Origin of the sequence: Streptomyces cahuitamycinicus, assembly GCF_002891435.1 — a bacterium.
Classification (GTDB): Bacteria; Actinomycetota; Actinomycetes; order Streptomycetales; family Streptomycetaceae; genus Streptomyces; species Streptomyces cahuitamycinicus.
In genome coordinates this window covers 1-12,834 of the sequence record NZ_POUC01000223.1, presented here as the reverse complement: position 1 = coordinate 12,834, position 12,834 = coordinate 1, and the positions used below count along the sequence as shown (strand labels likewise).

Sequence of the window (12,834 nt, the reverse complement as noted above, 5' to 3'; positions counted from 1 at the left end):
CGATCAACCTCGCCCGCATTGATGCCTGGCTCACCGGCAGACCCCTCGCCCGCACCCGCGTCTCCCCCTTCGCAGCAATCCGCCCCGCTGGATGAGATCCAGCGGGGCGGATTTACCAACAGCGTCCGGATGACCCGGTGGGGGCCGTCGCTGTTTTCTCGGCGTTTCCGGGCGTCGTGTGGTGTCGGTGAAATCTTTCGGCCATGTCTTGACATGGCGCAGAAACGATCCGTAGCTTGGCCGATCATTTAGATTCGTGAAGTTGGTTCACGTATATGAACGGAGCCATCCATGCGGGATCGTAGACGCTGTACCGCCGTGCGGCTCCACCGCGTGCACCGCCTGGCCGCCACGCTCGCCGTCTCGGGACTCCTGTTCGGAACGGCCGCCTGCGGCTCCGGTTCCGGCAGCGCCCGGGCCGGCGACCCGAACACCCTGGAGGTGTGGACCCGGAGCGATCCGGAGTCCGCCCAGACCTACGACCGTGTGTTCGCCGCCTTCACGAAGAAGACCGGCATCGACATCGACTACCAGCCGGTCATGAACTTCGACCAGCAGCTGCAGAGCCGCGCGTCCACCAAGGACCTGCCGGACGTCATGATCAACGACACGGCCCTGATGGGCAGCTACCAGGCCCAGGGCCTGCTCAAGCCGATCACCCCGGCGTCGATCGCGGGTCATGACGAGATCACCGCCAAGTCCTGGTCGTCGACGGTGGGCCGCGACGGCAGGCACTACGGCATCCCGTACTCCCGCCAGGCCATGACCCTGTTCGTCCGCAAGGACTGGCGGGAAAAGCTCGGGCTGCCGCAGCCGAAGACCTGGCAGGACACGCTCGCCCTCGCCAAGGCCTTCGCCACCCGTGACCCGGACGGGGACGGCAGGAAGGACACGTACGGCATGGTCGTCCCCGGCAGCGCCCAGAACGGCTATGTCGCCTGGTGGGGCTCCAGCTGGCTGTGGCAGGGCGGCGTGCAGATCCTCCGGAAGGAGGGCACGGGCTACCGGCCCGCCATGGACTCGGCGGCGGCCCTGCGCACCGTCACCTGGATGAAGAACAACCTCTTCTGCGGCGACAACGGTGTCATCCAGCCCAGCGCCCTGACCTCCGTCACCGCGAACACCACCAACTTCCAGGACGGCAACGCCGGGATGTACCTCACCGGCCCGTACAACATCTCCACCTTCGACAAGGCGCTCGGCAAGGACACGTACGAGGTCCTGCCCGCGCCCGCGGGTCCGGCCGGGAACGACGTGCTGGCCGACGGCGAGAACGTCTACTTCGGCGCCAAGACCGGCAAGGCGAAGCAGGAGCAGGCGCTCGCCGCGTTCCTGGTCTCCCCCGAGGGCCAGACGCTCGCCATGACCGGCGACCATCAGCCGGTCGTGCGGATCCCCGTCAACTCCACGCTGTCCGCGGCGAAGGTGCGCGACGACCCGCGCTGGAGTGTCGTGCAGAAGGCGTACGAGACGGCCTCCGTGCAATTCCCCAACGCGCCGGACTTCGCCCCGGTCAAGCAGGACACCGCCGACGCGCTCAACGCGATCTTCACCTACTGCGGCAGTGACGTCCGCTCCGGCCTGAAGGAACTCAACGACACCCTCGCCGGTGACCTCAAGGACCAGGAGCTGCTGAAATGACCGCGACCGTGACGACACCCGGGCGGCGCAGAGCCCGGATCATCGGCAGGAGAGCCGTACTGCCCTGGCTGTTCCTCGCCCCGGGCCTGCTGCTGGCCCTCGTCTTCAAGTTCCTGCCCATGGGCAAGGGCGTCTGGCTCAGCTTCTTCGACGTGCGGCCCTTCCTCGGTGACCAGTGGGTCGGCCTCGACAACTACACGCGGGTCCTGACCGACCACCGCTTCCAGGACGCCATCGGCCACACGCTGGTCCTCGGTGTCGGCATGTCCCTCGGCGGGATCCTCGTCGGCTCCGCGCTGGCGCTGCTGCTGGAGGGCCAGGCCCGCTCGCTGAAGATCATCCGGACCGCGGTGTTCCTGCCCGTCGTCACCGCCACCGCGGTGGTGGGTGAGATGTGGCGGCTGATGTACTATCCGACCTCCGACGGCCTCATCAACAGCGGCCTCGGGCTGCTCGGGCTGGGGCCCGTGCCCTACCTGGACAACCCCGACACCGCGCTGTGGGCGACCATGGCCATGGGCATCTGGATGCTCGCCCCGTACAACATGGTGATCATCCTCGCCGGACTCGCGGGCGTGGACCGCTCGCTGTACGAGGCCGCCGCGATGGACGGCGTCTCGCTGTGGCAGCGGCTGCGGCACATCACGCTGCCCGCGATCCGGCCCGCACTCGGCATCGTCCTCACCCTCGCCGCCATCCGCGGCCTGCGCGTCTTCACCGAGGTGTACGTCCTCACCGGCGGCGGCCCGGCCGGCTCCACCGACGTGTGGATGACCCGCGCCTACACCCTCGGCTTCACCCGTAACGACATCGGCGGCGCCTCGGCCGCCTCCGTGGTTCTGCTCTGCGTGACGCTGCTGCTCACCGTCACGGTCAACTACCTCCGCAAGAGGGGAGACGTGAGATGAGCGCCCCCGCCATCGACCCCGTCCGGACTCCGGTGACCGCCACTCCCGCGCGCAGGTCCGCCGGGAAGCAGCGCACCACCCCCGCCCGCTTCGACACCGCCCTCGGCTGGAGCGACCGGCCGGGCCCCGCCTGGGCCCTGCGCGTGCTGCTCTGCCTGCTCGCCCTGGGCGTGTTCGCGGCGCCGTTCCTGACGATCTTCTCCGGCTCCTTCAGCGAGAAGGCCAGCGGTTCGACCCTGTCGTTCCTCCCGCACCACCCCACCCTGCTGAACTTCGACGTGGCGGGCCAGCGCGGCATCTGGGACTACTTCGGCAACTCCCTGGTCATCGCGGGCGGCGGACTGCTGCTCCAGCTCGCCGTGTGCACGCTGGCGGCGTACGCCCTGGCCCGGCACAAGTTCCGGGGCCAGGCGCTGGTCCTGACCCTGTTCATGCTGACGATGATGCTCCCCGAGGAGGTCATCGCCATCCCGCTCTCCCTCGTCCTCGGTCATGTTCCCGTGATCGGCGTCGACCTGAAGGGCACCGTCTGGGGCGTGATCCTGCCGCTCGGCGCCTGGGGCTTCTCGGTGATGCTCCTGACGGAGTTCATGAAGGACATCCCCACCGAGATCGAGGAGGCCGCCCGCATCGACGGCGTCGGCGAGCTGCGGATGCTGTGGCAGGTCATCCTGCCGCTGTGCAAGCCCGCGCTCGGTGTGGCCGGGGTGCTCGGCTTCATCATGATCTGGGACCAGTACCTGCTGCCCCTGATCGCCGCGAAGGACCCCACCGACTACACGGTCACCGTCGCCCTGTCCATCCTGCGCACCGACCCCGAGGTCGGCTCCGGGGTCGTGCTGGCCGGTGCGGTCATCGCCCTGGTCCCCAGCCTGATCGTCTATCTGCTCCTGCAGCGCTCGCTGGTCACCGGCATCGCCGCCGGTGCCACCAAGGGCTGATACCCAACCCCCCACGTTTGAGGGAGACATGAAGTTCCACGGAGTGCTGTTCTTCCCGGTCACGCCGTTCACGGCGGACGGTTCACTGGACGAGGAACGGCTGGCCCAGCACATCGAGTCGGGGGTCGCCGCGGGCGCGGGAGGTGTGTTCGTCGCCTGCGGCACCGGCGAGTTCCACGCGTTGTCGGCCCAGGAGATCGAGCGGGCCACCCGGGTCGCCGTGCGGACCACGGCAGGACGTGTGCCGGTCCTGGCGGCGGCCGGCGGCCCCACGCCGGTCGCCCGGGACCAGGCCGCCCGCGTCGAACGCGCCGGTGCCGACGGCATCCTGCTGCTGCCGCCCTACCTGGTCAGCGCCCCGCAGCGGGGCCTCGTGCGGTACGTCGAGGAGGTCATCGCGGCCACGGACCTGCCCGTCGTCTTCTACCAGCGGGGCACCGCCCGGCTCACCGCGGAGACGGCCGCCGCGATCGCCGCCCTGCCAGGGGTCGTGGGGCTGAAGGACGGCATCGGAGACATCGAGCGGATGCACCGGATCGTGCGCGCGGTGCGTGCCGTTCCGGGCACGGAGGACTTCCAGTTCTTCAACGGTCTGCCCACCGCCGAGATGACCGCGCCCGCCTACCAGGGCATCGGCGTGGAGCTGTACTCCTCGGCGGTGTTCGCCTTCGCCCCGGAGATCGCCCTGGCCTTCCACCGGGCGCTCGCCGAGGACGACGACGCCCTGGTCTCCCGGCTCCTCGACGAGTTCTACGGCCCGCTGGTCGCCCTGCGCGACGAGGTCCCCGGGTACGCCGTGTCGCTCGTCAAGGCCGGGGTGACGCTGCGGGGCCTGGATGTCGGCGGTGTGCGGGCGCCGCTGCTCGACCCGACGCCGGAGCACGTCGCCCGGCTCGCGAAGCTCATCGACCACGGCCTGGAGGTGGCCGGCGCATGAGCTCCACGCGTATCCGCGAGCTGGTCGTCACCCCGATCGCCTTCGGCGACCCGCCGCTGCTCAACTCCAACGGCGTGCACGAGCCCCTCGCCCTGCGGATCATCCTCCAACTGGTCCTGGAGGACGGCACCGTGGGACTCGGGGAGTCGCCGGGCGGGTCGGACCGCCTGGCGCGGCTGCACGCCGCCGCGGAGGTCGTCGTCGGCATGGACGTCTTCGACACCACCGCCGTCGCCGCCGCGATCGACGCGGCGCTGCTGCCGACCGTGCCGAGCTCCCACGAGCGCGGATGGACCACCTCGGCGATCGAGGTGGCCTGTCTGGACGCGCAGGGCAGGCTGCTCGGCCGTCCGGTCAGCGACCTGCTGGGCGGCAGGGTCCGTGACGCGGTGCCGTTCGCCGCGTACCTCTTCTACAAGTGGGCCGAACACCCCGCGCTCGACGGCCGTGCGGCGATCGGCGACGACTGGGGCGAGGCCCTCGATCCGGCCGGGATCGTGGAACAGGCCCGGCTCATGCAGGAGCGCTACGGCTTCCGGTCGTTCAAGCTGAAGGGCGGTGTCTTCCCGCCCGACGAGGAGATCGCCGCGGTGCGGGCCCTGGCCGAGGCATTCCCCGGGCAGCCGCTGCGGCTGGACCCGAACGTGGCGTGGACGGTCGAGACGTCGAAGTACGTCACCCGTGAACTCGACGGCGTCCTGGAGTACCTGGAGGATCCGACCAAGGGCATTCCCGGTATGGCGGAGGTGGCGAAGGACTCACCCATGCCGCTCGCGACCAACATGTGCGTGATCGCCTGGGAGCATCTGAAGCCGGCCGTCGAACAGGACGCGATCCAGGTCCTGCTCACCGACCACCACTACTGGGGCGGGCTGCGCCGCACCCGTGAACTGGCGGCCGTCTGCGAGGCGTTCGGACTCGCCCTGTCGATGCACTCCAACTCGCACCTGGGCATCAGCCTCGCCGCGATGACCCATGTCGCCGCGGCCATCCCCAACCTCGACCACTCCTGCGACACCCACTACCCGTGGAACTCGGCCGACGACGTGATCGTGCCGGGCGTGCTGGAGTTGCGCGACGGTGCGGTGCGGGTGCCCACCGGACCGGGGCTGGGTGTCGAGCTCGACCACGACAAGCTCGGTGAGCTGCACCGGCGTTACGTCGACTCCGGTGTGCGAAGCCGTGACGACACCGGCTACATGCAGCGGTTCCAGCCGGAGTACGAGCGGCTGCTTCCCCGCTGGTGACACCCGTGCGCCCCTCCGCGGGGAGGGGCGCACGCCCTCACTTACCGGACCTGGGCACCTTCAGCCGGTCCCAGGTGAGCTTGCCGGGGATGCCGTCGGCGTCCTTGCCGGAGAAGCCCTGCTTCTGCTGCCACAGCGCGTAGGACCGGCGGTCGGCCTCGGTCCAGTCGGGGCTCGGCCCCTCCTCGTAGCGGCTGCAGCCCTCGGCGACCAGGCGGCGGCCCATCGCCGTGACGACCGGGGAACGCTGCCCGACGTGGAAGAACGCGGCCCCCGGGAACGGCTCGTGGGACGGCTTGGGCGCCGGCTTCGGGTCGGGGGCCGGCTTGCCGCCGCCACCGCCGCCCTTGAGCCGCTGGGAGATGCGCTTGCGCATGCCGTCCATGGTGAAGCCGCGCGGGTCGACCTTGCCCGGCTGCCATTCCTTGTGGCCGATGACGGAGCGCTCGGACCAGCCGTGGTGCCGGCAGATCGCCGCTGACACCTTCTCGATGGCCTCCTTCTGCGCCTCGGGCCAAGGGTCCTTGCCGTTACCGAGGTTGATGCACTCGAAGCCGTAGAAGTGCCGGTTGCCGTCGGTGTCGGCCTCGTTGTCGGACGGCAGCTTCGACTCGTTGATCACGGCACGCAGGACGTCGCTGTCGCCGAGACCGGCGTGGTTGGCCCGGCCGTTGCCGACCAGGTGCACATGGCCCTTCTTGTCGATGACGCCGTGGCACAGCGGGCCGGGCAGGCTCGAGTAGCCGTCGTAGCAGATGTCGACGGAGGAGGCGGTGCCGGAGGTGACGGTGTGGTGGATCATCACGCCGTTGACCGGACCCCAGGGGCCCTTGCTGTTGCGGTTGTGGGTGCGCCATCTGCGGACCTCGTGGACGGTCACGCCCTCGGCCCGCAGGATCTCCACCAGCTTCGACGCGCTCAGCGGCTTGGCCATCAGTTGTCTCCCTCCACGGCTGCTTCCGCCTCCGCTGTGGTCTGGGACCTCCCCTGGGAGGGGTCCTCCGCGGCCTGCTCCTCGCGGCGGGCCTGCTCCTCGACGGCGAGCGTCGCCTCGTCCGCGGCCGGCATGCTGCTCGCCAGCGGGCCGAACGCCAGGCGCAGGTCGACCGCGCTGCCCTCGCCCTTGATCAGGGCCAGCGGGGCGAAGTGCCGGGCGATGCCGGCCGGTCCCCGGAGCAGGGGGCGGCGGGCCGGGTCGACCGGCCATTCGACACCGCCGGTGGCGGTGCGGGCGGGCACGATCCAGTGGTCGCCGGTGCGGTAGCCGCCGTCCTTGGCGAAGTACACCTCGACACCGTCCTCCAGGGGCAGCCACTCCCCCTCCGTGACGGGGATCGCGCCGCCGCGCAGGTCGGTGCTGCGGCCCTTGCGCTTCGGGCCGCCGTGGTGGTCCCAGCGGCGCAGGTACGGGTTCAGGTGCGCCAGCCGTCCGACGCCCGGGTCCGGTTCGGCGGACAGGCGGACGCGGCGGCCGGGCAGGTCCAGTTCCTCGACGCGCAGCAGCGGCAGGGGCTCCAGGCGGGAGGCGTAGGCGGTGTCGACGAACTCCACGTGGTCGCCGACGTCCAGGTCCAGCTTGTCGTCGTGACCGAGGGAGGCCAACTGCACCCAGGTGCCGTCGAGTTCGTCGACGGGGAAGACGACCGAGCCGTTCTCGCGGGACCACTTGAAGGTGGCGTCCTTCGCCTCGCCGCCCTCGTGGACCTCCACCCGGTACAGCTGGTTCTCCGGTCCGCGGTAGCGGGCGTCCGGCTTGACCAGGCAGGGGTCCTCGTCGGCGTGGTCGGGCCGCTCGCTGCGGGCGGCGAGCCGGGCCGAAGGGGCCGACTGCCGCTGCGCCCAGCGGGTGAAGCCGGCGCGGACGACCTCCTTGGACGGGTCGCTCTCCTCGATCTCCAGCTGGGTGAGGGACAGTGCCAGCACCTGCCAGACGACCTTGACGCGGGCGGCGGTGTCGGGCATGGCCGCGCCGAGGGCGACCTCGCGCAGCGCCGGGTCCTCGGCGGCGCCGACCGTGCGCTCCCACACGTTCAGGTAGACGAGGAACGGCGTCTGGGCGGGCGAGGGCAGCCGGTCTCCGGGCTTCTCCGGGTCGCGGAAGCCGTCGGGCTGGTCCCAGTAGGTCCAGTGCGCCGGCGGCTGCGGTGCGGGCTCCTCGCTCTCCTCGTCGGTGACGGGGACCCCGGCCGCCGGGCGGTCGGCGTCGCACAGGATGCCGTCGACGTAGTAGCGGCCGCCGTGGATGAGGAGCGTGTCGATCTCGTGCTTGCCGCCCACGTACTCGATGCGGAAACCCGCGGCCTCGCGCGGCCCGCCGTGCGGTCCGATCAGGTCGGCGGCGAGGCTGCGGGCCTGGTGGAGCTGGATCGCGGTCTGCTCGTTGAGGTCCGCGTCGAGCTGGACGCGGCCCTGCTGGGCGACGACCGCGGAGTAGTGCCGCTCCGGCCGGAACGTGGAGCGGGAGAGGTCTGCGTGCATGAAGGGTGTCCCCCTGGTTCAGAAGTGCGGGTTCACGAAGTCGGTGGCGGTGCGGCTCACGTCACGAAGAAGATCCCGGCGTCGGTACCGGCAGGCGTGTACTCCGCGAGCCGGGCCCTGAGGCCGTCCTCGCGCTGCGGCCGGTACAGGTCGTGGAAGGCGCCCATCTCGGCGCCGTCGTCCGCGCCACGCCGGATCTCCTCCGGACCTCGGTCGGCGAGCAGGCCGTACCAGGGCGTGCCGTAGCGCTGGGAGGTGAACAACGGCTTGGTGTCCGGGCAGCGGTGGCGGCGCGGGGTGCGGGAGCCGGTGGGGACGGAGGAGTAGCGCAGGCAGCCGATGCCGCGCCGGGCCACGTGGAGCCGGCCCGTGAGGACGCTGTTCTCGGCGATCCGCACCGCGTGCGTGTGGATCTCGCCGACGACCGTGGTGCGGTGCAGGTGCAGCACGGCGTGGGCGTGGCGGCAGTCGGGGGCGGACAGGGCCTCGCGGCCGTCGGCGGTGGCGTCGAGGACGCTGTCCCGGATGTGGATGTCGAGGGGGTCCTCGCCCACCTCGTCGCCCATGACCTCGATGGTGCCGAGGATGCTGTGCTCGATCTGGAGGCACCCGGTGGTGCGGTCCAGGACGATGCTCGGCTCCTCGGGCGAGTGCGGATCGCACTCGGGCTCCAGCGACCAGCCGGGCACGAGCGTGCTGTGCCGTACGACGACGGCGCCCATCGCGCCGGTCACGTTGATGCCGCGTCCGGCGACCAGCAGCCCGTCGAGGACGACGCGCGGCCGCTCGTGCGGGGCGCAGTCTTCGGACACCGCGCGGATGTTGAGCGCGTCGGGCCGGTTGCTGTACCAGTCGAGCAGGCGGATGACGGGGCGCGTGCCCTGCGCCGCCCGCAGTTCGAGGCGGTCGCCCGGGTCGAGGTCGAAGTCGAGCTGCTCCTGGTAGGCGCCGCTGTGGGTGATCTCGATGATGCCGTCGGGCCCGGTGCGGCCGGCCCGGCGGTCGTGCTGCCAGGCCCGGTAGGCGTCCATGATCTGGCGGTACGGCCGGCCGGGTCCGACCCGGTAGAACTCCGCGTCCGGGCGCGGCTCACGGTCGCGCTCGTACTCCCCGCCGCCCATGTCGGCCGCGAACGCGTAGTGGTAGTCCACCCACACGCCGTGCCGGGGCGCGGACCGCGAACCGAACGCGATCCGGCCCAACTCCGGGTCGACGGCCACCTGCCCGCGCTTGGGCCGGTAGCGCCAGTCCGACAGGTCGGCGACCACGATGTCCGAGGGCGGTACGGGGTTGTCCTCGCCGTCGCGCCGGATGACGAAGCTCTTGCCGGGGCCGTAGTAGTCGAGCAGCCGGTCGTGCAGCAGACGGCGGGTGACGAACGCCGGCACGTTGTCGACGGTGGCGATGGAGGTCCCCCCGCTCGAGCGAAGTCGAGAGTGGGGGAGCGTCGGCGAGGGCTCTGGGAACGGCTTGGTGACCAGCGGGGTGTCGTTGCCGAGGATCGAGAAGGTGTAGAGGTTGCGGGCCCGGTCGATGCAGTAGGCGGGGGACCGGGTCAGCGAGTACGCCTTCAGCCGCCACACGAACAGGGCGACGCCGGCCGGGGTCCAGCCGCCCTGCCGGTGCCGTGACTCGGCGCGGCGGACGTCGACGGTGCGGGCCGAGTTGGCGAAGGGGCCGCCGCCGAGGGCGAGTTCGGCGCCATCGCGCAGGTCGGTGAGCCGGCCGCGCTCGCCCCGGTGGGTGCCGGTGCCATGCAGCTTCACCGGCTGGGTGTGGGCCACCTGCCGGGACAGTTCGACGGCCCGGGCGGGCCAGTTCGCCACCTGCTCGGACAGTTCCTCCAGCAGGTGCAGGGTGCCCTTGCGGCGGCGGCTCGCGACCGTGGCGGCCACGTCCCGGCGCGGGGCGACGGCCTCGGCGAGGGCGGCCCGGCCGCCCTCGTGCAGGCCGGTGGTGAGGACGCGTTCGTAGCCGGGCAGGGTGCGGTAGCCGACGAGGTCGCCGAGGTAGGGCAGCACCCAGGGGGCCGCCGTCTCCACGAACAGGTCCTCGTAGCCCTGCTGGACGCCGTCGCGGACGCGGTCGATCTGCTCGACGATCACGGCGAGCAGTGCGCGCAGCGGCTCGCCCTCCTCGGCGTCGCGCAGCCGGTGCCAGCGGGGCAGCAGGTCGGCGAGCCCGTCCGGCTCCCTGGGCACCACCGGGGCCGGCGTCTCCAACTGGGGATCCGGGGACATCACTTGACCTCCGTAAGAATCAGGGTGTCCGCGGCCCGGGGCGACAGCAGCGCGAGCTGGGCCGGGCGGATGCCGCGGAAGGCGTACACCGACCTGCCCTTGGCGAGGCGCCGGGTGTCGGTGATGTCGGGGTTGAGGCGCAGCAGTTCGGCGAGGGGGACGCCGTACCGGGCGCAGATCTCCGACAGCGTCTCGCCGTTCTCGGCGCGGACCGTGTGGATCTTCTCGTCGTACGTCGCCGGGTGCGCCGGGACGGACGCCTTGGGCGGTCCCGGCCGGGTGAGCAGCTCGGTGAGCTCCTCGGGGGTGGCGGAGGCGGGCACGCCGGTGAAGACGTCGACGTCCACGTAGTCGACGCCGGGCACGGTGTGGGCGGTGGCCAGGATTTCGGAGAGGCGGGCGGGCCGCCCCAGCTCCCGGCCCTCGAAGCCGAGCCGGTTCAGCAGGGCCTTCCGCAGTCGCGGCTCGACGTTGTGCCAGGCGTGGTCGGGGGCCACCTTCACCTTGGCCGCGATCAGCAGCAGGACCGGTTCCCGGCCGTCCACGCGGACCGGGAGGTTCGCGTCGCCGTACTCGGTCAGGGCGCCGCGCAGGGCGCGCAGGGTCTCGGAGTCGGGGGCGACGGGCACGTCGTCCGTGCCCGCCACCGTCACGTGCAGCACGCGTCGCCGCCCGTCGAAGAGTTCGCGTGCACAGGCCCGGCCGATGCCGGCGCGGGAGCGGGCGAAGTCCTCGTAGTCGGACTCGGACACCAGCCGGTCCAGGGCCGAGACGGCCAGTGGGACCGTACGGCGGGTCAGACCGGGGCCGTCGGCGTCGGCACCGCCGGTGACCGGGCGCGGGTTGGTGACCGCGGTGACGCCCAGCGGCCGGGTGAGGGGCTGGGTGACACGGTCCGCCGGGACGTTGGCCGCCTTGCCGGTGCCGAAGCGGTAACGGGCGCGGACGTTCTCGTGGCCGGAGGGCAGCCGGGCGCCGTGCACACCGTCGCCGAAGGTCACGGTCGTCCGGCCGTCGGCCGTGGCGCCGGTGATGTAGACCCGCTCGGCCGGGCCGCGTCCGGCGAGGCTGTCGACCTCGTGCCACAGCACGCCGTCGATCCGGATCTCCAGTACGGGGGTGGCACCGAGGGGGTTGTCGTCGGCCAGCCACGTCAGCGGGGACTGCCAGAGCGCGAAGGTCTGGTTGACGCGGTCCGAGTCGCCGCTGCCGATGGCCTCCTCGCGGCTCTCGCCGTGCGTGGCCTCGACGACGTTGCCGAGGATGCGGACGCTTTCGCGGCGGTAGCGGTGGGCGAGGTCAGCGGTGAGGGTGAGCCGGGTGTGGACATGGTCACCGGGGAGTCGAGGGTCGACCACCGGGTCGGCGGCCACGATCGTGACCACCTCGGTGGCGCGCACCCCGGCCGTTCCCGGTATGTCACCGCGTTCGCCCGCCACGACGAGGGTGCGGCCGGGCCGCAATCCCTCGTACAGCTCGGCGAGTTCGATCTCGTTGCCGTGCACGTCCTCGCCGAGGGGTTCGTCGGCGAGGCGCAGGGATTCGCCCGCGGCGTGCACGGTGGTGTCGCGGATGTGCGACAGCAGGACGTCGAACTCGTCCAGCCAGGGATCGGCGAGGGTGAGTTCGGTGCCGCGGCCGGTGATGCCGTAGTTGGTGTACGCGGCAGTGCGCGCCGACACCACCTGCGTGGTGACGAACTTCAGCTTCGGATCACCGGGCACCGCGCCCTCGGCTCCCTTGGCGGGCCGCTGAATCGCCACCCAGCTGCCGACGGTGATGCCCTCGTGCACGGCGTCCAGCTGGAGCGTGCGGCGGTTGACGGGCTCCGGCTTGCTGGCGATGACGACCGCGACGCCGGGCTCGGCGCTGCCCACCGTGTAGGTGAGGCTGACCTCGTGATCGCCGTGCGTGAACTGCTCACTGGCGCCCGGTCGCAGGGCGATCTGCTCGGAGGTGCCGTTGTGGACGCCGACGTGGACCAGGCCCTCGTCGTCGGGCCGGGACACGAACAGGGTGCGCTCGGGCAGGCCCGAGTGGAGGCGGGCCGTGACGCCGGGCTCCTGGGAGTCGGCGGGCCGCCGGTTGAGCCAGCTGAGGTCGCGGTCCTGGCCGGAGCGCACGGACAGCTCGACCTGGCCGGGGCCGAGCGTGAAGGTGACCGGCTGGGTGACGGGCAGGTTCTCCGCGCGCTGGTCGGAGCTGCTGCCCTCGACGTACTGGAACTCGGCCCGTACCGGGCTCCTGCCAGCGGTGTCGAACACGACCCGCATGGTCGCCAGCACCGCACCGGTCAGCGGCCAGTCGGCGGTGCGGATGACCCGGCCGCGGTCGTCCTGGACCGGCTTCAGCGGGGCCGTGGCGCCGAACGGGGCCGCGGTGACGCGCAGGGCGAGCAGTTCGCGCAGGAGCTGCGGGGCGCCGGGGGCGGAGGCCGTGCGC

Annotated in this window: 9 protein-coding genes; 5 read left to right on the top strand and 4 right to left on the bottom strand. The window is 71.7% G+C overall.

What is annotated here, in order from left to right; all coding sequences use genetic code 11:
* Positions 1–291 precede the first annotated feature (291 nt).
* The 5 genes from C1J00_RS26105 to C1J00_RS26085 are packed head-to-tail and all read left to right on the top strand — an operon-like array spanning position 292 to position 5,674.
* Positions 292–1,641: a sugar ABC transporter substrate-binding protein gene (locus C1J00_RS26105; protein WP_102911486.1), complete on the top strand. Its 1,350-nt coding sequence runs from the start codon at positions 292–294 to the stop codon at positions 1,639–1,641.
* Positions 1,638–2,549, top strand: coding sequence for a carbohydrate ABC transporter permease (locus tag C1J00_RS26100; RefSeq protein WP_102911485.1), 912 nt, complete (start codon positions 1,638–1,640; stop codon positions 2,547–2,549). The genes C1J00_RS26105 and C1J00_RS26100 overlap by 4 nt, the downstream gene beginning before the upstream one ends.
* Positions 2,546–3,490, top strand: a complete 945-nt coding sequence (locus tag C1J00_RS26095; protein WP_102911484.1) for a carbohydrate ABC transporter permease — start codon at positions 2,546–2,548, stop codon at positions 3,488–3,490. Before C1J00_RS26100 ends, C1J00_RS26095 begins: the two co-directional genes overlap by 4 nt.
* A 28-nt stretch (positions 3,491–3,518) precedes the next feature.
* Positions 3,519–4,427 carry a 5-dehydro-4-deoxyglucarate dehydratase gene (locus C1J00_RS26090; protein ID WP_102911483.1) on the top strand — a complete coding sequence of 303 codons (909 nt, stop codon included), beginning with the start codon at positions 3,519–3,521 and terminating at the stop codon, positions 4,425–4,427.
* Positions 4,424–5,674 (top strand): glucarate dehydratase family protein, encoded by a 1,251-nt coding sequence (locus C1J00_RS26085; RefSeq protein ID WP_102911482.1) that lies wholly within the window; start codon positions 4,424–4,426, stop codon positions 5,672–5,674. Before C1J00_RS26090 ends, C1J00_RS26085 begins: the two co-directional genes overlap by 4 nt.
* Before the next feature lie 37 nt (positions 5,675–5,711).
* Here the strand turns inward: C1J00_RS26085 and C1J00_RS26080 are convergent, their stop codons facing one another.
* The 4 genes from C1J00_RS26080 to C1J00_RS26065 all read right to left on the bottom strand — a co-directional run.
* Complete coding sequence (locus tag C1J00_RS26080) at positions 5,712–6,608, bottom strand: peptidoglycan-binding protein (RefSeq protein WP_102911481.1); 897 nt, start codon at positions 6,606–6,608, stop codon at positions 5,712–5,714.
* Complete coding sequence (locus C1J00_RS26075) at positions 6,608–8,152, bottom strand: DUF6519 domain-containing protein (protein ID WP_102911480.1); 1,545 nt, start codon at positions 8,150–8,152, stop codon at positions 6,608–6,610. The genes C1J00_RS26080 and C1J00_RS26075 overlap by 1 nt, the downstream gene beginning before the upstream one ends.
* A gap of 56 nt (positions 8,153–8,208) precedes the next feature.
* Positions 8,209–10,392 carry a hypothetical protein gene (locus C1J00_RS26070; protein WP_102911479.1) on the bottom strand — a complete coding sequence of 728 codons (2,184 nt, stop codon included), beginning with the start codon at positions 10,390–10,392 and terminating at the stop codon, positions 8,209–8,211.
* On the bottom strand, positions 10,392–12,834 hold a 2,443-nt coding region (locus C1J00_RS26065), incomplete at its 5' end, for a putative baseplate assembly protein (RefSeq protein WP_102911478.1). The genes C1J00_RS26065 and C1J00_RS26070, both read right to left, overlap by 1 nt.

Bases quoted from the DNA above. Each gene is read 5' to 3' on its own strand.
- C1J00_RS26085 (WP_102911482.1), top strand. From the start codon at position 4,424: ATGAGCTCCACGCGTATCCGCGAGCTGGTCGTCACCCCGATCGCCTTC.
- C1J00_RS26100 (WP_102911485.1), top strand. From the start codon at position 1,638: ATGACCGCGACCGTGACGACACCCGGGCGGCGCAGAGCCCGGATCATC.
- C1J00_RS26105 (WP_102911486.1), top strand. From the start codon at position 292: ATGCGGGATCGTAGACGCTGTACCGCCGTGCGGCTCCACCGCGTGCAC.
- C1J00_RS26095 (WP_102911484.1), top strand. From the start codon at position 2,546: ATGAGCGCCCCCGCCATCGACCCCGTCCGGACTCCGGTGACCGCCACT.
- C1J00_RS26080 (WP_102911481.1), bottom strand. From the start codon at position 6,608: ATGGCCAAGCCGCTGAGCGCGTCGAAGCTGGTGGAGATCCTGCGGGCC.
- C1J00_RS26075 (WP_102911480.1), bottom strand. From the start codon at position 8,152: ATGCACGCAGACCTCTCCCGCTCCACGTTCCGGCCGGAGCGGCACTAC.
- C1J00_RS26070 (WP_102911479.1), bottom strand. From the start codon at position 10,392: ATGTCCCCGGATCCCCAGTTGGAGACGCCGGCCCCGGTGGTGCCCAGG.
- C1J00_RS26090 (WP_102911483.1), top strand. From the start codon at position 3,519: ATGAAGTTCCACGGAGTGCTGTTCTTCCCGGTCACGCCGTTCACGGCG.